The 20299-nt window shown below is 68.3% G+C and carries 18 protein-coding genes; 7 read left to right on the top strand and 11 right to left on the bottom strand.

Annotated elements, in window-relative coordinates:
* The first annotated feature begins 8 nt into the window (after positions 1–8).
* Together ACZ54P_RS10825 and ACZ54P_RS10830 are read left to right on the top strand one after the other, a co-directional pair.
* A complete protein-coding gene (locus ACZ54P_RS10825; RefSeq protein WP_465461296.1) occupies positions 9–1970 on the top strand; it encodes a GTP-binding protein in 1962 nt (653 codons plus the stop codon).
* On the top strand, positions 1970–2713 hold the full coding sequence (locus tag ACZ54P_RS10830; protein ID WP_465461456.1) for a GAF and ANTAR domain-containing protein: 744 nt from the start codon (positions 1970–1972) through the stop codon (positions 2711–2713). The genes ACZ54P_RS10825 and ACZ54P_RS10830 overlap by 1 nt, the downstream gene beginning before the upstream one ends.
* On the opposite strand, the gene ACZ54P_RS10835 is transcribed toward ACZ54P_RS10830, so the two are convergent.
* The 8 genes from ACZ54P_RS10835 to ACZ54P_RS10870 form a co-directional block, all read right to left on the bottom strand.
* Positions 2710–3849 (bottom strand): Gfo/Idh/MocA family protein, encoded by a 1140-nt coding sequence (locus ACZ54P_RS10835; protein WP_465461297.1) that lies wholly within the window; start codon positions 3847–3849, stop codon positions 2710–2712. The two genes, ACZ54P_RS10830 and ACZ54P_RS10835, sit on opposite strands and share 4 nt — an antisense overlap.
* Before the next feature lie 241 nt (positions 3850–4090).
* Positions 4091–5926: a DUF2264 domain-containing protein gene (locus ACZ54P_RS10840; protein ID WP_465461298.1), complete on the bottom strand. Its 1836-nt coding sequence runs from the start codon at positions 5924–5926 to the stop codon at positions 4091–4093.
* Positions 5923–6927 (bottom strand): hydroxyacid dehydrogenase, encoded by a 1005-nt coding sequence (locus ACZ54P_RS10845; RefSeq protein ID WP_465461299.1) that lies wholly within the window; start codon positions 6925–6927, stop codon positions 5923–5925. The genes ACZ54P_RS10840 and ACZ54P_RS10845 overlap by 4 nt, the downstream gene beginning before the upstream one ends.
* Positions 6924–7778 (bottom strand): carbohydrate ABC transporter permease, encoded by an 855-nt coding sequence (locus tag ACZ54P_RS10850; RefSeq protein ID WP_465461300.1) that lies wholly within the window; start codon positions 7776–7778, stop codon positions 6924–6926. The genes ACZ54P_RS10845 and ACZ54P_RS10850 overlap by 4 nt, the downstream gene beginning before the upstream one ends.
* Positions 7778–8731, bottom strand: a complete 954-nt coding sequence (locus tag ACZ54P_RS10855) for a carbohydrate ABC transporter permease (RefSeq protein ID WP_465461301.1) — start codon at positions 8729–8731, stop codon at positions 7778–7780. The genes ACZ54P_RS10850 and ACZ54P_RS10855 overlap by 1 nt, the downstream gene beginning before the upstream one ends.
* 33 nt (positions 8732–8764) lie before the next feature.
* Entirely contained in the window at positions 8765–10093 is a 1329-nt protein-coding gene (locus ACZ54P_RS10860) for an ABC transporter substrate-binding protein (protein WP_465461302.1), read from the bottom strand.
* 83 nt (positions 10094–10176) lie between these two features.
* The gene (locus ACZ54P_RS10865; protein WP_465461303.1) at positions 10177–11250 is read right to left on the bottom strand and encodes a substrate-binding domain-containing protein; all 1074 of its coding nucleotides are present in this window, start codon (positions 11248–11250) and stop codon (positions 10177–10179) included.
* Between the two features lie 56 nt (positions 11251–11306).
* The gene (locus ACZ54P_RS10870; RefSeq protein ID WP_465461304.1) at positions 11307–11681 is read right to left on the bottom strand and encodes a MerR family transcriptional regulator; all 375 of its coding nucleotides are present in this window, start codon (positions 11679–11681) and stop codon (positions 11307–11309) included.
* A gap of 64 nt (positions 11682–11745) precedes the next feature.
* On the opposite strand from ACZ54P_RS10870, the gene ACZ54P_RS10875 reads away from it, so the two are divergent.
* Positions 11746–12972: an MFS transporter gene (locus ACZ54P_RS10875; RefSeq protein ID WP_465461305.1), complete on the top strand. Its 1227-nt coding sequence runs from the start codon at positions 11746–11748 to the stop codon at positions 12970–12972.
* Here the strand turns inward: ACZ54P_RS10875 and ACZ54P_RS10880 are convergent.
* Positions 12893–13789 (bottom strand): LysR family transcriptional regulator, encoded by an 897-nt coding sequence (locus tag ACZ54P_RS10880; protein ID WP_465461306.1) that lies wholly within the window; start codon positions 13787–13789, stop codon positions 12893–12895. The two genes, ACZ54P_RS10875 and ACZ54P_RS10880, sit on opposite strands and share 80 nt — an antisense overlap.
* 86 nt (positions 13790–13875) lie before the next feature.
* Between ACZ54P_RS10880 and ACZ54P_RS10885 the strand changes: the two genes are divergently transcribed.
* Positions 13876–15216: an aspartate aminotransferase family protein gene (locus tag ACZ54P_RS10885; protein ID WP_465461307.1), complete on the top strand. Its 1341-nt coding sequence runs from the start codon at positions 13876–13878 to the stop codon at positions 15214–15216.
* A 370-nt stretch (positions 15217–15586) separates the two neighbouring features.
* On the opposite strand, the gene ACZ54P_RS10890 is transcribed toward ACZ54P_RS10885, so the two are convergent.
* Entirely contained in the window at positions 15587–16441 is an 855-nt protein-coding gene (locus tag ACZ54P_RS10890) for a bile acid:sodium symporter family protein (protein ID WP_465461308.1), read from the bottom strand.
* A 250-nt stretch (positions 16442–16691) separates the two neighbouring features.
* Between ACZ54P_RS10890 and ACZ54P_RS10895 the strand changes: the two genes are divergently transcribed.
* The gene (locus ACZ54P_RS10895; protein WP_465461309.1) at positions 16692–17249 is read left to right on the top strand and encodes a DM13 domain-containing protein; all 558 of its coding nucleotides are present in this window, start codon (positions 16692–16694) and stop codon (positions 17247–17249) included.
* Here the strand turns inward: ACZ54P_RS10895 and ACZ54P_RS10900 are convergent.
* Positions 17246–17878, bottom strand: a complete 633-nt coding sequence (locus ACZ54P_RS10900; RefSeq protein WP_465461310.1) for a TetR/AcrR family transcriptional regulator — start codon at positions 17876–17878, stop codon at positions 17246–17248. The two genes, ACZ54P_RS10895 and ACZ54P_RS10900, sit on opposite strands and share 4 nt — an antisense overlap.
* 59 nt (positions 17879–17937) lie before the next feature.
* On the opposite strand from ACZ54P_RS10900, the gene ACZ54P_RS10905 reads away from it, so the two are divergent.
* Both ACZ54P_RS10905 and ACZ54P_RS10910 read left to right on the top strand, forming a co-directional pair.
* A complete protein-coding gene (locus ACZ54P_RS10905; RefSeq protein ID WP_037304530.1) occupies positions 17938–18369 on the top strand; it encodes an RpiB/LacA/LacB family sugar-phosphate isomerase in 432 nt (143 codons plus the stop codon).
* Between the two features lie 261 nt (positions 18370–18630).
* The gene (locus ACZ54P_RS10910; protein ID WP_465461311.1) at positions 18631–20268 is read left to right on the top strand and encodes a glycosyl hydrolase family 18 protein; all 1638 of its coding nucleotides are present in this window, start codon (positions 18631–18633) and stop codon (positions 20266–20268) included.
* Positions 20269–20299 lie beyond the last annotated feature (31 nt).

Genomic DNA, 20299 nt, shown 5'->3' on the forward strand with positions numbered 1-20299 from the left:
GTTCATCCATGGAGCACCTGAACATCGGAATTCTCGCCCATGTCGACGCCGGTAAGACGAGCCTGACGGAGCGCCTGCTCCATCACACCGGTGCCATCGGCACCCTCGGCCGCGTCGACGCCGGGGACACGCGCACCGACACGATGGAACTGGAACGCCGCCGCGGCATCACCATCCGCTCGGCCGTCGTCGCCTTCCGCGTCGGTGACCTGCGGGTCAACCTGATCGACACCCCCGGCCACCCGGACTTCATCGCCGAGGTCGAGCGCGCGCTGCGGGTGCTCGACGCCGTCGTCCTCGTCGTTTCCGCCGTCGAGGGGGTGCAGGCCCAGACCCGCGTACTCATGCGCGCCCTCACCCGGCTGCGGCTCCCGGTGGCGATCTTCGCCAACAAGATCGACCGCGCCGGCGCCCGCTACGACGGGCTCCTCGCCGACCTCACCGCACGCCTCGGCGTCGCGTGTGTGCCGATGTCCGACGTCGACGACCTCGGCACGACGGCCGCGAGGGTCCGGCCGCGACCGGTCTCCCCGTCGGCCGCGCTCGCCGAAACGCTGGCCGGGCACAGCGACGACTTCCTGACCGCGTACCTCGACGGCACGCCGACCGCCGAGGATTACCGGGCCGAAGTCGTCCGTCAGACCCGGCTCGGTGCCGTCTCCCCGGTCTTCTTCGGATCCGCGCACAGCGGCGAGGGGATCGCCGAGCTGACCGACGGCATCCACGAATTCCTCGCGGGAACGGCGAGACCCGCGATCGACGACCGGCTGCGGGCCACCGTGTTCAAGATCGAACGCGGCCGAGCGCACGAGAAGATCACCTACCTCCGCGTGTTCTCCGGCGAGATCGGCGCGCGGGACGTCGTCCGGTTCCATCGCCGGGGACCGGGCGGTGCGGTCACGACGGAGGCGAAGGTGAGCGCGGTGCGCGTCTTCGAGGCCGGCGACGGCACCGTGGAGGCCCGCGCCCGGGCCGGGCGGATCGCCAAGGTCACCGGTCTCGAGGGAATCCGGATCGGCGACCAGGTCGGTGTCTTCGACGCCGAAGGGACAACGGCCCGGTTTCCGCCGCCCGCGTTGGAAACCGTGGTCGTTCCCGCCCGGCCCGAGCAGACGCCCGTGGTCTTCGCCGCGCTGCGGGAACTGGCGGAACAAGATCCGCTGATCTCCGTCCGGCAGGACGACGAGACCCGCCAGATCTCCGTACGGCTCTACGGCGAGGTGCAGAAGGAGATCATCGCGGAGACGCTCGCCGGGGAGCACGGCCTCGACGTCGGGTTCGCCGCCACGCGGACGATCTGTGTCGAGCGGCCGACCGGCACCGGATCTTCACTGTGGGAGATCACCGAGCCGCGGAACCCGTACTTCGCGACGCTCGGCCTCCGTGTGGGACCCGGCGCTCCCGGTTCGGGACTGACCTTCGGCCTCGACGTCGAACTCGGCTCCCTCCCCCTCGCCTTCCACAAGGCCGTCGAGGAAGCGGTCGAGGCGGCACTGCGGCAGGGGCCGTCCGGCCGGGAGGTCGTCGACTGCGCGGTGACCGTGACCCACACCGGCTACTTCAGCCCGGTCAGCGCGGCGGGCGACTTCCGCAAGGTCGCTCCGCTCGTGTTGCGGGAGGCACTGGAAGCGGCGGGGACGGAGGTGCTGGAACCGATCAGCCGTGTCGAACTGGAGCTACCCACCGATGTGGTGAATGTGACACTGTCCCGGCTGATCGAACTAGGCGGGATCGTCACCGGCTCGGTGCTCCGCGGCGACCGGGCCGAAGTGACCGGCACCCTCCCGACCGCGCAGGTCACCCGGTTCGAACGGCGACTTCCCGGCCTCTCCCGCGGTGAGGGCCTGTTGACGAGTGAGCCGGGCGGCCACCGGCCGATGGTTAGTCCGAATCGTCCAATGCCTCCGAGCCCGGACCGAGTAAGTTCGGAAGGTCGGCGCAACCAGGCCGGCCGTGGGAAAGGGACATGATGGATCAGTTTCGCGACACCACCTCGGCGTTGCGAGAGCTCACCGAGTCGATCCGGCTCGACGAGTCGCGCGACGAGCTGCTGGTGCGGGTGGCGAAGAAGGTGGTCGACCTGCTGCCCGAAGCGGACGCGGCCACCGTCACGCTCTACGAGAACGATGAACCGAGCACCGTCGCCGCCACCGAGGAGTCCCTGCTCCCCCTGGACAAGACCCAGTACAGCGCGGACGAAGGCCCCTGCTTGACGGCGGCCCAAACCGGGACGATCGTCCGGACGCGGCTGGAGACCGCGTCCGTTCGCTGGCCTGATTTCGCGGCCGCCGCCGAGCAACTCGGTGTCCGGACCGCGCTGGCCTGCCCGTTGTTCCTCCCCGACGACGGGCACGGCTACCGGCGGCGCGAAACGGAGCCGCTGGCGGGCGCACTCAACATCTGGAGCTACACCGACAACGCCTTCGACCCGGTCGAATCGGCGCTGGTCGCGATGTTCACCTCGGCGATCTCGGCGATCGTCCTGACCGCGTCTCGCTGGGCCGCCGCCGAAAAGCACGCGGAGACCCTGGCCGCCGCGCTGGAGACCAGGGACGCCATCGCCACCGCGAAGGGCATCGTGATGGCACGTCTGGAGCTGAACGCCGACGAGGCTTTCAGCTGGCTCACGGAGGTGTCACAGCACACGAACCGGAAGATCCGGGAGATCTCGGTGCTGATCGCCGAAGACCCGAAAGCCGTCCTCGGCCGCTAGCCCAGCGAGATCCGGCGGTTCTCCCGTGACGACTCGAGGCCTGCCTCCGCGAGCCGGATGCCGCGGACGCCCGCCATGAAGTCGTAGGGATGCGGCGCGTCCTCGACGACGTGCCGGATGAACTGCTCCCACTGGGCACGGAACCCGTTGCCGAACTCCTCGTTGTCCGGCACCTCCTGCCACTGGGCGCGGTACGACCGGGTCTCGGCCAGATCGGGGTTCCACACCGGCTTCGGGGTGGCCTCCCTCGGCTGGATGACGCACCGGTGCAGACCCGCGACCGCGCTCCCGCGCGTGCCGTCGACCTGGAACTCCACCAGTTCGTCGCGGTGGACCCGCACGCACCAGGACGAGTTGAGCTGGGCGATGACGCCGCCTTCGAGCTCGAAGATCGCGTACGCGGCGTCGTCAGCGGTGGCCGTGTAGCGCTCCCCCTTCTCGTCGACGCGCTCCGGGATGTGGGTGACGGCCTTCGCGGTCACGGCGTTGACGGCGCCGAAGAGGTTCTCCAGCACGTAGTTCCAGTGGCAGAACATGTCGACGACGATGCCGCCGCCGTCTTCGGCACGGTAGTTCCAGCTCGGGCGCTGAGCGCTCTGCCAGTCGCCCTCGAAGACCCAGTAGCCGAACTCGCCGCGCACGGAGAGCACCTGGCCGAAGAAGCCGCTGTCGAGCAGCCGCTTCAGCTTGAGCAGGCCGGGCAGGTACAGCTTGTCGTGGACGACGCCGTTCTTGACCCCGGCCGCCTCCGCGTGCCGCGCCAGGGCGAGCGCGCCTTCGACCGACTCGGCGACCGGCTTCTCGGTGTAGATGTGCCTGCCCGCGTCGATGGCGCGGACGATCGACTTCTCCCGGACGGCGGTCAGCTGCGCGTCGAAGTAGAGCGGGAGGTCGTCGTCGCCGAGCGCCGCGTCGAGGTCGGTGGTCCAGCGGGTCAGCCCGTGCCGCGTGGCGATTTCTTCGAGCTTGTCCGCGTTGCGGCCCACCAGGACCGGCTCCAGCAGAACCCGTGACCCGTCGGACAGTTCCACCCCGCCCGCCTCGTTGATCGCCAGGACCGAGCGCACCAGGTGCTGCCGGTAGCCCATCCGCCCGGTGACGCCGTTCATCACGACGCCGAGTGTCCGCGTGGTCATCCGTTCTCCTTTGAAAGCGCTTTCTCCATGCGTGGAGACTCAGTCGAGACTCAAGAACCTGGTGGCGGCCGCGCGCGACCTCGACCGGTGCCGCTCAATCTTGAAAGCGCTTTCTCACGGTGTCAAGTAGCCGGGAGACGAAGGGGACTTTCCCCACAAGGCACAACACTTCCGCGTTTAGTCCTCTAGATGCGGTAGTTGCACGTGCATGTACCGCATCCAGAGGACTGAACGCGGGGAGTCAGGCGTTGGTCACCTGGATCGGGTCGAAGGTGACGCGGGTGACGAAGGCGTCGGGCCAGCGGACCTCGAAACCGGCCGGCCCGGAGGCGACCTCGACGTCCTCCGGCGGTTCGGCGGAAAGAGACGCGAGGGCGACGTAAATCCCGCTGCCTTCGGCGTCCGCGGTCAGCCGCGGGACCACGGCCCACCGGGTGAAAGCCGTGCCCTGGGGCGCGCGGAGTTCGTCCTGCCCGGTCCAGCCGAGCAGCGGTCGCAGCACCGACTCGCCCGGATCGGTCGCCCAGCCGGTGAGTTCGACCTGGGCCCCGGGCGGCGCGCCGAGCACGCGGTGCGCCCGCAGTTCGTACCGGCCTCGCGCGACCGTCACGCTCTCGACCCGCAGGCCGGGGACCATCGGCGGCCCGGCCACGAAGACCGGCGTGTGCCATGACGCCGCCCATCCCCAGCCGTCCCCGTTGCCGGCTCCGAGCGGCTGAATCCGGCGCCGGGCACTCCGCACGCCGTCGAGGACGACGGCGAAATGGTTGTCCCGGACGTTGCCCGTCGCCGTCGGCCCCGTCCTGGTCGAGTAGGCGTGCCGCGCGTACAGCGGGTCTTCGTCCTCGGCGGAGTCCGGCTCGTACGGGCGGACGTGGTCGCTGCCGTGGTTGTGCAGCCGGACGACCCCGTCGGACCGCGTCGCCTGCACCAGAAACCCGGCGGACGGCACGGCCAGCACCGTATCCGGTCCCTCGCTCGGCGCCCGGCCTTCGACAGCTGTCCACAAAGGATCACGCGGCGGGGTCAGCAGGCAGACGAACGCCTTCGACGCCCAATACGGGGAGCCCGGCCCCGAGTAGTGCTGCAACGACGCGTCGTGCGGACCGTGCCAGCCGAGATTCAGCAGCCCGTCTTCACCCACTGAACCACGATCGAGGAAATACTTCAGCGTGCCGCTCATCAGGCGCCGCGAGACACCGGGATCGAGCGGCGTGTGCCCGGTGAGCGCTCCGAGGCCGATCGCCGAGGTCGCGGCGAACCGGTAGAGCATCGACCGTCCGAAGTAGACAGGTGCGCCGTCGCCGCCGAAGAACAGCCGGAAACCCTCCAGATGTTCGCGCAGCCGTTGCCCGTGGACCGACGTCTCCCCCGCCAGATAGCCGTCGAGCACCGGATACAGATGCAAGGCCCAGCCGTTGTACTGATCGAAGGCGCGTCCGTCGCCGTCCGCGTACCAGCCGTCGCCGCGATACCAGGTCTCCAGCAAGGCCAGGGCCCGCTCGCGGGCACGGGCGGTTTCGGTGTCACCCCGGCCGACCGCCTCCAGGAACCCCGCCACCGCGTAGGGGAAGAGGTACCAGTTGTTCGGCGCGGGCACATGCCGCAGCGCGCCCCGCAGCCAGTGTTCGACGCGGTCCTGGACGCCCACGTCGAGCCGGTCCCACAACCATTCCTTGGTCAGTCGCAGTCCCAGGGCGACCGACGCGGATTCCACCATCGGCTGCCCCTGGACGTCGTGGTCCAGGATGAGCGGCCACGATTCGGCGTCCTCGCGGCCGGGATCGCGGGTGCCCGCGGTGATCCCCTCGGCGTAGCGGTCGAGCCAGCCGTGCGGATCGTCACCCTTGGCACCGGCCACCCGGAACGCCGCGGCGAGGAAGGTGCGCGCGTAGCCCTCTAGTCCGTCCGAGCGGACGCCGCTGCGCGACGGCCTCCCCGGCAGGTCGAGGAACGCGCCGCCCGGGCTCGCCCAGCGCCACGCCGCCGCGAGCAGACCGTCCGCGGCCGCCTCCCAATGCCGCCGCGTGTACCCGGTGTGCGGGCTCAGTTCCCTGTCTTCAGCGGGGAGCTTCATGCGATCCTTCCGAGCCTTTCGCGCTTGACCGGATGGGCGAAGCCTTCACCCGAAGCCCAGCGTGCGACCTCGGCGACGGCGAGATCGGCCAGCCGTCGCCATTCGTTGCCCTGCGAGCCGGCCAGATGCGGGGTGATCAAGACGTTCTCGATGGTCCACAAAGGATGGTTTCGCGGCAGCACCTCGGGATCGGTGACGTCGAGGACGGCCCTGATCCGGCCGTCGGCGGTGACGTCGGCGAGCGCGTCCTGGTCGACGACCGCCCCGCGCGCGGTGTTGATCAGGACGGCGTCGGGACGCATCGCGGTGAGCAGCGCCCGGCTGACCAGGCCACGGGTCTCGGGCAGGAGCGGGGTGTGCACGCTGACGACGTCGCCGCGCGCGAACAGCTCGCCGAGCCCGACCCGCTCCACGCCGAGTGCCGCCGCGTCCGCGTCGGTCACGTAGGGATCGTGCAGCAGGATCCGGAGGTCGAACGGCCGCAGCAGGTCGATCACCCGGCGGCCGATCAGGGACGCCGACAGAATCCCCACGATACGGCCGAAATTACCGACGTCCGGCGGCGTGGAAAGCCAGTCGTTCCGCTCTCGGTTCCTCCGGTAGTCACGGGCGCTTTCGAACACGCGCTTGCCGGTCAGGAGGATCATCGACACCGTGTACTCGGCCACCGGGAGCGCGTTGGCCGACGCCGCGGACGACACTTCGATCCCCCGGTCCCAGCATTCGCCGGTGACGTGCCCGTGCACGGATCCGGCGGTGTGGACGACCGCGCGCAGACGTGGTGCGGCCGCCAGCGCGGCGGCGTTGAGCGGCGGGCAACCCCAACCGGTGACCAGTACCTCGACGTCCCGCAGCACGTCGAGCGCTTCGGGGGTGGCGAAGTCGTCGAGCACCGGATCCGCGACGAGGTCGCAGACCCGGCCCAGTTCGGCCAGTGGTGCGGGGGTGAGCACGGCGGCCGCGGCCTCCTTGCTCATCGCCAGCGCGGCGCGAACGGTCACTTGACCGCCCCCGCGGTCAGCCCGGATCGCCAGAACCGTTGCAGCAACGCGAAAGCGAGGACCAACGGCACGACGGCGAGCAGGGATCCCATGATCACCACCGGATAGTACTCGGGCGAGACCGACGCCGAACTGTTCCACGAATAGAGACCGAGGCTGACCGGGTACAGCTTCTGGTCCGAGAGCATGATCATCGGCAGGAAGAAGTTGTTCCAGATCGCGGTGAGCTGGAAAAGGAAGACGGTGACCACCCCCGGCGCCAGCATGCGCAAGGCGACCTTCCAGTACATCTTGAGCTCGCTCGCGCCGTCGATCCGCGCGGCCTCCAGCACCTCGGCGGGAACGTAGCCCTGACTGAAGATCCGGCCGAGGTACACCCCGAACGGGTTGAACAGCACCGGGATGAACACCGCCCAGAAGGTGTTGACCAGGCCGGCTTCCGAGGCCATCAGGTACAGGGGCAGCGCGAGCACCGTCTGCGGCACCATCACCGCGGCCAATACCAGACCGAAGAGTTTTTCCTTGTGCCGGAACTGGTATTTGTCGAAGGCGTACCCGCAGGCGACACTCACCAGCGAGCTGACCGCGGCGCCGACGACGGCGTAGAGCAGGCTGTTGGCGTACCAGCGGCCGTAAATCCCGCCGTCCATCGCGAACAGATCGCCCACGTTCTGCATGAACGAGAAACCCTTGGCGGAGAAGAGATCACTGCCGAAGAGCCCATCACGATCCTTCGACGCGGCGAGGACCAGCCACAGCAGCGGCAGCACGGTGTACAACACGGAGACGCCGACGACGACGTTGACGGCCGACCGGCCCAGCAGACGGGGCCTCAAGGCGGGAGCGGTCATCAGCTGTTCTCTCCCCGGTCTCGGTGGGACCAGCGCGTCACGCCGTAGGACAACGCGATCGTGCAAGCCAGAAGGATCACCGACGCCGCCGCGGCGAGCCCGTAGTTGTTGCGGGTGAACGCGGCGTCGTAGATGTACATGCTCGGCGAGAAGCGGGCGCCGACCATCGGCGTCGCCTGGCTGAGCAGCATCGGTTCGGTGAACAGCTGCAGTGCCCAGATCAGCGAGAACAGCACGACCATGACCACCGAAGACCGGATGAGCGGTGCCTTGATCCGCACCGCCGTCCGGACCGGACCGGCGCCGTCCACCACCGCGGCCTCGATCACCTCACGCGGGATCGCCTGCAGCGCGGCGTAGAAGACCACCATGTTGTAGCCGAGGTTGCTCCACAGCGCGATGTTCACGATCGACGGGACGACCCCGTGCACCCCGAGGAAGTTCACCTCGATGTCGGCCTTGCCCAGCAGGTCCACCACCGGGCTGAGTCCCGGTGTGTAGAGGTAAAGCCAGATCAGCGCGGCGATGATGCCGGGAATGGCGTGCGGCATGAACAACGCGAGCTGCGCCGATGCGCGCAGCCGCGCCGCGCCGGAATCCAGGAGCAGCGCCAGCACGAGCGAGCCGACGACCAGTAACGGGAGATAGATCAAGCAGTACAGGACGACGACGCCGAGTCCACTGAGGAACGAGGGATCGGACAGGACGGCGGCGTAGCTGCGGAACCCGGCGAACACGGTGGCTTCCGGGCCGAAACCGAGTCCGGGCTGGTCGTCGCCGAAGAAACTCAGCCAGACGGCGGTGCCGACCGGGATCAGGAAGATCGTCACGAGCAGGACGAAGAACGGGGTCATCAGCACACCGGCGGCGAAATGCTCGCGGCGTCGCGATTTCGCGCGTGGCCCGGGCTTCGCGGGCGGCCGCGCGACGGGTGGGGACAGGGTCGCGGTCATCGCCAGGGGCACCACCTTTCTCTTCTCGGCGGTTCAGGAACTGTGTTCGGTGGTGGCCAGGCCGAGTGCCGTCAGGTCCGGCATCGTGCCGTCGTGCGCGTCGCGGACGGCGTCGAGGATCGTCCTGTCACCGCCTGCCACCTTCGCGAAACCGTCCTGCATGACGCGGTTGGTCGCGGTCATCCGCGGCCCCCAGGTCCAGCCGTCCCGGACCTTGCCGGCTTCCTCGGAGAAAAGACCGTAGATGTCCTGGCCGCCGTAGTAGGCGCGGTCGAAAGCCTGCCTTCCGACGTCGACGAGCGCGGGTGCCACCGGGTACTGGCTGCTGGCGCCGCTGGAGAGCCTGGCGCGCAGAGCGTCGGGATGCGAGACCTGCCATTCGATGAATTCCATGGCGGCTTCGGGGTGTTGGCTGTCCTTGGTGATGGCGAACGTAGAACCACCGTGCGTGCCGACGGCCGGATTCGCCGGATCCCATTGGGGCATCGGCGCGATCCGCCACCGTCCTTTTTGGCCTGGCCGGGATTTCATCTGAGCACCCGCGTCCCAGGCGCCGCTGAGCTTGGTGAGCACCAGGTTCTGGGCGAGCTGGGCGTCGTACTGCCTGCCGGAGGCGGCGTTGACGAACACGTCGCCGCCGTCGATCAGGCGTTGCCAATAGTCCGCGACCTTGCGGGTCGGCGCGTCGGCGATCGAGACGTTCCACGCGCCTTCGCGAGTGTCGAACCACTGAGCGCCCGCCTGCCAGGAGAACGCGGCGAACTGCGTCGCGCCGTCCGTGGGAAACACGCCCACCCGCGCGGCGGGCAGCTTCTCGCGTACCTTGCGGCTCAAGTCCGCGTAGTCGTCCCACGTGCGCGGCACCGCGAAGCCGAACTCGTCGAACAAATCCTTGCGGTAGTGCAGGACCATCGGCTCGATGTCGAGCGGAATGGTGAACACCCTGCCCGCGAACGTGGTCAGGTTCAGCGCCTGCGGCAGCAGTTTCGCGCGAAGGGAAGCGCTGACGAGATCGGTGATATCCCTTGCCACGCCGTCGATCGCGTACCCGGGCACCTGCGGGTATTCGATCGTGGCGATGTCGGGCGCGTTGCCCGCGCGGGCGGCGTTGCTCAGTTTCGCGTAGCCGCCGAAGTCGGCCGACGGGATCTGCTGGAAGACGACCTGGATGCGGTTCTGCGCCTTGTTGAACGCGTCGACGACCTGCTGGCTACCGCGCAGCGCGGACCAGAAGACGATCCTGGTCGCCCGTCCCGAGGCCGGTGTGGGCGCCGCCGTCGACGTACAGGCCCCTAGCGCCGCTCCGAGCGGGAGCGCGAAACTCGCGGCGAGAACGGACCGTCGGCTCGGTCGACCAGGCATCGATGCCTCCTGCGATTCGGATAGCGCATTCTGATCGCCTGAGCGTTTTACGGTCAATAGTTTCGGTTAACACGGTCAAACGATCAGATCATCCTGGTGGAGCCCCTGATCTTCAGTTCCGGCATCAGCTGGACGCGCTGAGGACGCCCGCCGCCGGCCAGCCTACGGAGCAGCTGCTCGGCGGCCACCCGTCCGACCTCGGCCTTCGGCGGCGCGACGGCGGTGAGCGGAGTGCTGCCGAGCGCCGCGACGACGTCGTCGTAGGCCACCACCGAATAGTCCTGCGGCACGTGGAGCCCGGCTTCGGCCAGCTTCTCGACGAGCATCAACGCGTCGACGTCGCCGTGCAGGACGGCACCGGTGAACCCGCGCTCGCCGACGAATTCCGCGAGTTCCCGCTCGTCACGCGGCGACGCCGGATGTTCGGGACCGGCGTCCGGGGCGCTGAGGATCACGGCGGTCTCTTCGATCTCCGGCCTGCCCGCGATTTCGGCGAACGCCGTCCGCAAGGCGCGCGCGGTCGGGCTGTCGTCGCGGGCGGCGAGGACGATCCGCTTGTGCCCCAGGGAAACGAGGTGATCGACCGCGAGATGGACGCCGTACCAATGGTCGGTGCAGACCGAATCCGTCGCGTGCAGGACGCTGCCGGGGCGCGGCCGCCGCTCCATCACGACGGTGGGCACCGGCATTTCCGCGATCCAGCCGTAGTCCGCCTCTTCCGCTTCGACGGTGCGCCAGCGGGGCGCGATCAGCAGGCCACGCACGTCGTCCGCCAGCACCCGCTCGACGATCGAATGTTCGGCGCCGCCTTCGATCCGGGGCGCGATGTGCAGGACCACCCGCATCCCGGCCTCTTCGAGCGCGGACCTCGCGCCGTGCACGGCCTCGTTCAGGTACGCGTGCCGTTCCGGGACCACCAGCGCGACCGTGCCGCCGCCGTCCTCGCGCGCCGGTTCAGCCACGGCATGCGGCACCAACGCCTTCGCCACACCGTGCCCACGCCGGAGCCTGCCCTCGCGTGCGAGTTCTTCGACGTCACGGCGCACCGTGACCACGGAGACCTCCAGTTCGGCGGCGAGATCGGCCACCCGCGCCTCTCCGCGCGCTTCGACGGCCGCCAGAATCCTCCGGCGCCGGTCGCCACCCAGCTCTCGCATCGCCCCGCCTGTTCGTTTGACCGTTTTCGCTGAGAATAACGATCAACCGTGGTCCGTCAAGAAACGGCGGGGTCGTAGGCGCGGACGGCGTCGAGATACTCGGTGATGGCGTCCCGGTTACGGAGCAGGCATTCGGCGCGCCGGGTCATCCGGTCGCGTTCGCTCTCCAGGGTTTCGAGCATTTCCGGGGTCGCGTCGGGAAAGTAGATCTGCCGGGGTTTGTCCAGGCACGGCAGGATCTGCTTGATGATCCGCGTCGGCAGCCCGGCGTCGAGCAGGCCGCGAACCTGGATGACTCTGTCGACCGACGCCTCGTCGTAGTCCCGGTAGCCGTTGGCCTGCCGTCGCGAGACGATGAGACTCTGCTCTTCGTAGTACCGCAGCAGACGACGCGATGTCCCCGTCCGCTCCGACAGCTCTCCGATCCGCATGTGCGCCACCTCACCCCGGCCGATTTGACCTTCACATCTATGTGATGGTTCGAGCATACGGATCATGACTCCGAAACTCCCGCTCGGCGCGCTCCTCGCGCTCACCACCGCGGCGTTCGTCACCGTCCTCACCGAAGCTCTGCCCGCGGGCGTGCTTCCCGCGATGAGCGCCGGTCTCGGCGTGGGCGAAGCCGCGACCGGACAGCTCGTGACGGTGTACGCGATCGGCACCGCGCTCACCGCGATCCCCCTTTCCGCGGCCACGTCCGGCTGGCGGCGCAAACGCTTGCTGCTGACCGGCGTCGCCGGTTTCGCGGTCGCCAACACGGTCACGGCGCTGTCCACGAACTACCCGCTCACCCTCGGCGCGCGCTTCGTCGCCGGTGTCGCCGCGGGTGTCGTCTGGGCGCTGCTGGCCGGTTACGCGCGGCGGCTGGCGCCGGAGCCGGTGCAGGGCAAGGCGATCGCCGTCGTGATGACCGGCATCCCGCTCGCACTCTCGCTCGGCATCCCGGCGGGCACGTTCCTCGGTGGTGCCTTCGGCTGGCAGGTGACGTTCTCGATCATGTCGGTGATCGCGCTCGGCCTGCTCGGCTGGATCGCGCTGGCCGTCCCCGACTTCCCGGGACAGGACAAGGGCGGCAGGCTCCCCGTGCGGGCGACCCTGGCCGTGCCCGGCGTGGCGGCGGTTCTCTTCGTGACGCTGACTTTCGTGCTGGCGCACAACGTCCTCTACACCTACATCGCCACTTTCCTCGAATCCGTGTCGATGGGTGGCGCGGTCGATGCGATCCTGCTGGTATTCGGTCTGGCTTCGATGCTCAGTATCTGGATCGTCGGTCTCTTCATCGACCGGCGGCTGCGTTTCCTGACCGTCGCGAGCACCGTCCTCTTCGCCCTCGGCGCGACAATTTTGGCTGTACTGGGCGAAAGTCCGGTACTGGTCTTTGTCGCGGTGACGTTGTGGGGAGTCGGCTGGGGCGGCGTCCCGACGCTGCTGCAGACCGCCGCCGCGCGCGCGGGCGACAACGGCGGCGCGGCGGACATCGCGCAGGCCATGCTCGTCACGCTGTGGAACGCCGCGATGGCGGGCGGCGGGATCGCCGGCGGCGTCCTCCTCGACGGCTTCGGCGCCGGGTCGTTCCCCTGGAGCGTGCTGGTGTTGCTGGTACCGACGCTGGCCGTGGTCCTGCTGGCCCGGCGGAACGGGTTCACAGCGGCAGTTCCGGATGACTCCGGATCGCCTCGAGAACCACGTCGACAGCGGCGCGAGGCGCGGACCCGCGTCTGATCGCCGCGGTGATGGAACGGGTGACCGGCGTCGCGAGTTCGCGAGTGGCGACGCGGTAGCGCTTGTCGACGGCGAGGCCGGGCAGCAACGCGATGGCGAGCCCGGCCTCGACGTGCTGCAACGTCATCATGTAATTGCTGAACCGGCACACCACCCGCGGCTCGAACCCGGCTTCACGGCAGAGCCGGGTGGCGAGGTTCGCCATGTACGACTGAGGGATGTCGAACGCCCAGGGTTCGTTGGCGTAGGCGGAAAGGTCGGCGGGGCCCCGGCCGGCGGCCGGATGACCGGGCGGGGCCACCAGGACGATCGGATCGGTCGCGATCGGCACGAGGTCGACGTCCGGCCCCAGCGGCTGCTCGACGAAATCCGTGGTGGTGATGATGACGTCGGCGTCGCCGACCCGGAGCGCGGGCAGGCTGGCGTGCGGTTCGAGTTCGAGCAGTTCGACGTCCAGTTGCGGATGCGAGCGGGCCAGCCGGGTCACCGCAGGGACGGCGATGGTGTGGATCGCGCTCTGGAAGGCGCCGAGGCGGACCAGCCCCGCCGGTGCTTCGCCGAGGCTGCGCAACTCGGCCTCGACGGTCTCCATGTGATCGAGGATCGCTCTCGCCCGGCGGGCCAGCATCAGCCCGGCCGGGGTCAGCCGGACGCGACGGCCGGTGCGCTCCAGCAGCTGCGTACGCGTTTCGGCCTCGAGGACCGCCAGCTGCTGGGACACGCTGGACGCGCTCAGGTTGGCCGCCTTCGCGACCGCGCGGACGGTGCCGAGGGTGTCCAGCCGGCTCAGCAGGCTGAGCCTCCAGGGGTTGAGCATCGCACCATTGTTGTACGGATCAGCCGAACAGCACAGCCGGAATTGTGAGCTGGACGTGTCGCTCGGCCGCGCCTTACCTTCGGGACATGGCTGCTCCGACGACCGACCTGACCACCGCGGACCGTTTCTGGGCCGACGCCGACCGGCACCTCGTGCGCTACGCCGGGGCCGGCGACTTCACCCGCGAGATCATCGACCATGCCGCCGGAAGCTATCTGTTCACCGAATCCGGACGGCGGATCCTCGACTTCACGTCCGGGCAGATGAGCGCGATCCTCGGCCATTCGCATCCCGACATCGTCGCCACCGTACGACGCCAGATCGGCTCACTCGACCACCTCTTCAGCGGGATGCTGAGCCGCCCCGTCGTCGACCTCGCCCGACGGCTCGCCGAGACTTTGCCGTCACCGCTGGAAAAAGCGCTGCTGCTGACCACCGGGGCGGAATCGAACGAGGCCGCGATCCGGATGGCCAAACTCGTGACGGGGAACCACGAGATCGTGTCGTTCGCCCGGTCGTGGCACGGGATGACGCACGCGGCGGCGAGCGCGACCTACAGCGCGGGCCGCAAAGGGTACGGCCCGTCCGCGCCGGGCAACTTCGCCATCCCCGCGCCGAATTCCTACCGCCCGGACTTCCTCACCGGTGAAGGTGAACTCGACTGGCGGCGCCAACTGGACTTCGGGTTCGAGATGATCGACGCCCAATCCGTCGGCAGTCTCGCGGCGTGCGTCGTCGAACCGATCCTCAGCTCGGGCGGGATCGTCGAGCCGCCTGTGGGATATTTCGCCGCTCTGCGGGAAAAATGCCGGGAACGCGGGATGCTGCTGATCCTCGACGAAGCCCAGACCGGCTTGTGCCGCACGGGAAACTGGTACGCCTTCGAACGCGACGGCGTCGTCCCCGACATCCTGACCCTGTCCAAGACACTGGGCGCTGGGCTCCCGCTGGCGGCGGTGATCACGAGCGCGGAGATCGAACAGGAGGCACACGACCGCGGCTACCTGTTCTTCACCACGCACGTCGCGGACCCGCTGGTGGCGGCCGTCGGGAACACCGTGCTCGACGTCCTCACCCGCGACCGCCTCGACGAACGCGCCACCGAACTGGGCGCCTTCCTTCGCCGGGGCCTCGACACCCTCGCCGCCCGGCACCCCGTCGTCGGCGACATCCGCGGGCGAGGCTTGCTGGTCGGCGTCGAACTCGTCCTGGACCGCGAGACGAAGCGGAGTTCGGACGAACTGGGCGCGCTGGTGACGCGACGATGCCTGGAATTGGGGCTGCACATGAACATCGTGCAGCTGCCGGGGATGGGCGGGGTGTTCCGGATCGCTCCGCCGTTGACGGCGACGGAACAGGAACTGGCGGAGGGGATCGCGGTGCTGGATGAGGCCATCGGGGACGCTTGCGTTCAGTTCGGGCTTTGAGTGTCCACAAGGGACACTTCCTGGCGAGCGAGTGTGCGTCGATCGACGTGTCGTGGTTGCGGGCGGGCCTGTTCGCCGGGGTGGCGGGCAGGGCGAAGGCGTGACACGCGTGCTCAGAGACGGATCTCGCGTGCCTGGACCCCGCACTCGGGTGTTACGCCTCCAAGCACGCGAGATCCGGCTCTAAGCACGCGAGTACGGCGCCACGTCACCCAAGCCACCTTCCCCGCCCGAACCCACCACGTTTGCCTTAACCCTCTATAAATCCACACAGTGAGGGACACGGCCCGACAGCTGGACCGGTCTACCGGCACACCGCCCTCGAACGGCACATTTGACAAGCAGAAAAGAATCCTCCGTGCGGCAGCACTCAAACCGGCGCGCGTTCCGGGCTGCGGGACAACAGGAAGGCGGCGATCCCGGCGGGGAAGAACATGAGCACGCCGTAGATCCCGGCGGGTACGGCCATCGTCTCGTCGCCGAGCACCGAGATCGCCACGGCGATCGCGAGGGTGGCGTTGTGGATGCCGATCTCCATGGCGGACGCGATCGACTGCTCGCGGTCCACTCGGAACAGACGTGGCACGAAGTACCCGATCGCGAGGCTGAGCACGGACAGTGCCAGCGCCACCGGTCCGAGCGTCCCGATGTTGTCCAGCAGGGTCTGGAATTCCTGCGCGATCGCGGCGGCGATCACCAGCACGAGCACCACGGCGGAGGCGATCTTGACCGGTTTGCGCATCCGCTCCGCCCAGTCGGTGAACCGCGCCCGCACCACCATCCCGAGCACGACCGGGATCAGCACGATCGCGAACACCTGCACGAACTTCGCCGGCTGAAGGCCGACCGAAGTGTCGCCGTCGAGGAACTGGGCCATCGACAGGCCGACCACCAGCGGCAGCGTGAACACGGCCAGCACGGAGTTGATCGCCGTGAGCGTGACGTTGAGGGCGACGTCGCCGCCGGCCAGGTGGCTGAACAGGTTCGCCGAGGTCCCACCGGGCGAGGCGACGAGCAGCATCATCCCGACCGCGAGCACCCCGTCGAGGCCGAACAGCAGGATGAGGCCGACACAGATGGCGGGCAGCAAGATCATTTGACACACCAGCGCGATGACGGCCGCCTTCGGGTATTTCAGCACCCGGGTGAAGTCGCCGACGGTCAGGGTCAGCCCCAGCCCGAACATGACCAGCGCCAGCGCTACCGGCAGGAGGATGGAAAACATCGCCGAACCCATCGAGGGGCCTCCGTCCGATATGCCCTTTTAAGAGCGGCAATCGTGTCAAGCGGCGCCAACCCGGTCAAGGCACTGAAACCCAGCCGTGACCCCGCCCGACGTTAACAAGAGCAGTGCTCACTGTGCTTATAAGCTCTAACGTTCACCACAACGACCGGGCACGGTGCTGACCCGCCGTAAGAGATCGGTAATCGCGCCAACCCGGCATTCCGGACGCCGCTCGCGGTTGAATGACGCCATGAATCGCAAGCGGGTGCTCACCGTCCTGGCGGCCGGACTGGTAGTGCTGGTGGTGGCGGGGCTGTACTGGTTCCAGCCTTGGAAGCTCTGGGTGAACGAGACGGTCCAGGAGGCGCTGCCCGCCGTCCAGGCCGCGCCTTCCGAAAGCACCGCTTCCGCAAGCGCAGCTCCCCCAAGCGCGGCTCCCGCCCCGAAAGAGCCCGCCGTCGTGGCGACCGGCGAACTGATCAGCCACGAACACACGACCAGCGGCAGCGTCCGGATCCTGCGCGCGGCCGACGGATCACTGGTGCTGCGCTTGGAGAACCTCGACACGAGCAACGGCCCGGATCTGCGGGTCTGGCTCACCGACGCGCCGGTCCTGCCGGGCAAGGACGGCTGGTCCGTGTTCGACAACGGCGCGCACGTGAGCGCCGGGAAACTCAAGGGGAACAAGGGAAGTCAGAACTACACCCTGCCGGCGGGCACCGATCTGGCGCGCTATTCGAGCGTGACCATCTGGTGCGAACGGTTCAGCGTCTCCTTTGGAGCGGCGTCGCTGACGAAGAACGTCTAGGTCGCGAGCCGGTCCACGGCGTATTCCATTTCCGCGCGGACGGCGCGCAGGTCGATGCCTCCCGGATCGATGATCGAGGCCACGGCGATCCCCCGCAACTGCCCGACCAGCGCCGTCGCGTAGGCGTCGGGGTCACGGACGCCGGAGATGGACCCGTCCGCGATCCCGGTGGCCACGGTCTGCGCGATGGCGAACCGGTACCGGCGATCGGCCTCGGTCATCGCCGACCGCACCGCCGGATCGCCGACGGTCGCGTCCGTCCACAGCACCACGAACGCCCGGTTCAACGGCGGCATGTCGGTGAGCAGCTCGAAGAAGATGTCCAGCAGCGCACGCAGCATGTCCATCGGGCTGGGCGTCAGACCGCCGGTCCTGGTGGCGACGGCGGCACCGAAGGCGTCGGCGAACTTCTCCGCCGCGAACTCGACGAGCCGCTGCACCAGCGTCTCCTTCGAGCCGAACAGCTGGTAGACGACGCCGCTGGGATAGCCGGTCCTGGCGCAGATCATGCCGATTTTGAGCCGGGCGAATCCGCCATCGCCGATGAGGCGGGCGGCGGTGTCGAGAATCCGCCTCCTCGCGATCTCCTGATCGCGCTGGACCTGGCGCTCCTCGGCAGACGAGTCCACGTCGCGATCCTCCCACGAGTTCCGGTTCGTCACCCGTCGACGCGGCGTACGATCCGGGCATGAAGATCGCCTTCGCGGCCGACGACCGGAACTCGACCACGGACGCCGTCCGGGCCTTCCTCGCCGAAGCCGGTCACGAGGTGCTCCTCCCGGTGACATCGGAAGCCTGGCCGGAGCTCGGCGCGGCGGTGGGCAAGGCGGTCGCCGACGGTGAGGCCGACTACGGCATCGTCATGTGCTGGACGGGGACGGGCACGGCCATCGCGGCCAACAAGGTCCCCGGTGTCCGCGCGGCGCTGGCCTGGGACACCTGGATCGCCGCGGGCGCGCGGAAATGGAACGACGCCAATGTGCTGGCGCTGAGCCTCAAACGGCTCGCCCCCGATGTGGCCGTCGAAATCACCGACGTGTTCCTTTCCGGTATCGCACCGGATCCCGATGAATCCGCGAATATCGCCCGGCTCGGGGAAATGGACGAACCTCGCCGATAACGGCACCGGACCAGTGAACGACTAACGCTGTCGAACGTATTAGGCCGTTCGCAGGAAAATCACCACTCTCCGTAGTGGCACTTCCCATATTGGTCCAGACCACGTACCGTCTCCCGCAACAAAGCGTTCCGCCATGGAGGTGGTCGATGAAGACGCATCCCCGCCTGCCCGGCTTCGGCCGAGGCAACGCGATGTCGCTGATTTCGCATTGACGAAATCCTCTCCAAGATCATTTCCCTGCACCGGGTTGTAAGGAGTGAAATGTCGAGAAAAAGATGGCATCTGGTCGGCCTGTTCACGGCCGTCGCCGCGCTGGCTGTCGGTCTGGTGACCGTCCCGGCGAACGCGGCGGGCGGGGTCGGCGCCTCGCTGACCAAGGGGTCGGACTGGGGGTCCGGCTGGGAGGGCAAGTACACGATCACCAACAACTCCGGGGCCGCCCTCACCTCCTGGACCCTGGAGTTCGACCTCGCGAGCGGACACTCGATCGCTTCGCTGTGGGACGGTAGCTACACCGTCTCCGGCCAGCACGTGACCGTGAAGAACACCTGGAACGGCAACCTTTCCAACGGCGGTTCCACCAGTTTCGGCTTCAACGTCAAGTACTCCGGCACCTACACCCCGCCCGCCAACTGCAAGATCAACGGCGGCTCCTGCGACCCGGGTGGCGGCACCCCGACCACGACGCCGACCACCCCGACCACCACGACGTCGAATCCCCCGACGTCGACCAGCACGAGCAACCCGCCGACCACGACGACTTCGAACCCGAACCCGGGCGCGAAGAAGAACCTCGGCTACTTCGTGCAGTGGGGCGTCTACGGACGCAACTACCACGTGAAGAACATTCACACCTCTGGTTCCGCGGCCAAGCTGACGCATATCAACTACGCGTTCGGCAACGTCACCAACGGTTCCTGCACCGCGAATGACGACACCTACGCCGACTACGACAAGTTCTACGACGCCGGGTCCAGTGTGGACGGTGTCGCGGACAGCTGGGACGCGGGTGCGCTGCGCGGTAACTTCAACCAGCTGCGCAAGCTGAAGAAGATGTACCCGGGCCTGAAGGTGCTGTGGTCGTTCGGTGGCTGGACCTGGTCCGGCGGCTTCGGCCAGGCGTCGAAGAACCCGGCCGCCTTCGCGGAATCCTGCTACAAGCTGATCAAGGACCCGCGCTGGGCCGACGTCTTCGACGGCATCGACATCGACTGGGAGTACCCGAACGCCTGCGGGCTCACCTGTGACACCAGCGGTCCCGCCGCGATCAAGAACGTGGCTCAGGCGCTGCGCACCAAGTTCGGCTCCTCGTTCCTGGTCACCGCCGCGATCACCGCGGACGCCAGCAGTGGCGGCAAGCTCGACGTCGCCGACTACGGCCCCGCGTCGGCGTACTTCGACTGGTACAACGTGATGACGTACGACTTCTTCGGCGCGTGGGCGGCGCAGGGACCGACGGCCCCGCACTCGCCGCTGACCTCGTACCCCGGTATCCCACAGCAGGGCTTCAACTCCGACGAAGCCATCCAGAAGCTCAAGGCCAAGGGTGTGCCGGCGAGCAAACTGTTGCTGGGCATCGGTTTCTACGGCCGCGGCTGGACCGGCGTCACGCAGGACACCCCGGGCGGCACCGCGACCGGCGCGGCACCGGGCACCTATGAAGCGGGCATCGAGGATTACAAGATCCTGAAGAACAGCTGCCCGTCGACCGGCACGATCGCGGGCACCGCGTACGCGAAGTGCGGCAACAACTGGTGGAGCTACGACACTCCCGCGACCATCAACGGAAAGATGGGCTGGACCAAGAACCAGGGTCTCGGCGGCGCGTTCTTCTGGGAGCTCAGTGGTGACACCTCCAACGGTGAGCTCGTCACGGCCATGCGCAACGGCCTGAACTGAGAGGTTCGACAGTGGGCAAGCGGACTTGGAT

Source organism: Amycolatopsis sp. NPDC034160 (assembly GCF_055575355.1).

Excerpts from the sequence above, each read along its gene's own strand:
- ACZ54P_RS10855 (WP_465461301.1), bottom strand. The coding sequence starts at position 8,731 with ATGACCGCGACCCTGTCCCCACCCGTCGCGCGGCCGCCCGCGAAGCCC.
- ACZ54P_RS10895 (WP_465461309.1), top strand. The coding sequence starts at position 16,692 with ATGAATCGCAAGCGGGTGCTCACCGTCCTGGCGGCCGGACTGGTAGTG.
- ACZ54P_RS10825 (WP_465461296.1), top strand. The coding sequence starts at position 9 with ATGGAGCACCTGAACATCGGAATTCTCGCCCATGTCGACGCCGGTAAG.
- ACZ54P_RS10860 (WP_465461302.1), bottom strand. The coding sequence starts at position 10,093 with ATGCCTGGTCGACCGAGCCGACGGTCCGTTCTCGCCGCGAGTTTCGCG.
- ACZ54P_RS10840 (WP_465461298.1), bottom strand. The coding sequence starts at position 5,926 with ATGAAGCTCCCCGCTGAAGACAGGGAACTGAGCCCGCACACCGGGTAC.
- ACZ54P_RS10905 (WP_037304530.1), top strand. The coding sequence starts at position 17,938 with ATGAAGATCGCCTTCGCGGCCGACGACCGGAACTCGACCACGGACGCC.
- ACZ54P_RS10875 (WP_465461305.1), top strand. The coding sequence starts at position 11,746 with ATGACTCCGAAACTCCCGCTCGGCGCGCTCCTCGCGCTCACCACCGCG.
- ACZ54P_RS10870 (WP_465461304.1), bottom strand. The coding sequence starts at position 11,681 with ATGCGGATCGGAGAGCTGTCGGAGCGGACGGGGACATCGCGTCGTCTG.
- ACZ54P_RS10850 (WP_465461300.1), bottom strand. The coding sequence starts at position 7,778 with ATGACCGCTCCCGCCTTGAGGCCCCGTCTGCTGGGCCGGTCGGCCGTC.
- ACZ54P_RS10890 (WP_465461308.1), bottom strand. The coding sequence starts at position 16,441 with ATGTTTTCCATCCTCCTGCCGGTAGCGCTGGCGCTGGTCATGTTCGGG.
- ACZ54P_RS10910 (WP_465461311.1), top strand. The coding sequence starts at position 18,631 with ATGTCGAGAAAAAGATGGCATCTGGTCGGCCTGTTCACGGCCGTCGCC.
- ACZ54P_RS10830 (WP_465461456.1), top strand. The coding sequence starts at position 1,970 with ATGGATCAGTTTCGCGACACCACCTCGGCGTTGCGAGAGCTCACCGAG.
- ACZ54P_RS10865 (WP_465461303.1), bottom strand. The coding sequence starts at position 11,250 with ATGCGAGAGCTGGGTGGCGACCGGCGCCGGAGGATTCTGGCGGCCGTC.
- ACZ54P_RS10835 (WP_465461297.1), bottom strand. The coding sequence starts at position 3,849 with ATGACCACGCGGACACTCGGCGTCGTGATGAACGGCGTCACCGGGCGG.
- ACZ54P_RS10880 (WP_465461306.1), bottom strand. The coding sequence starts at position 13,789 with ATGCTCAACCCCTGGAGGCTCAGCCTGCTGAGCCGGCTGGACACCCTC.
- ACZ54P_RS10885 (WP_465461307.1), top strand. The coding sequence starts at position 13,876 with ATGGCTGCTCCGACGACCGACCTGACCACCGCGGACCGTTTCTGGGCC.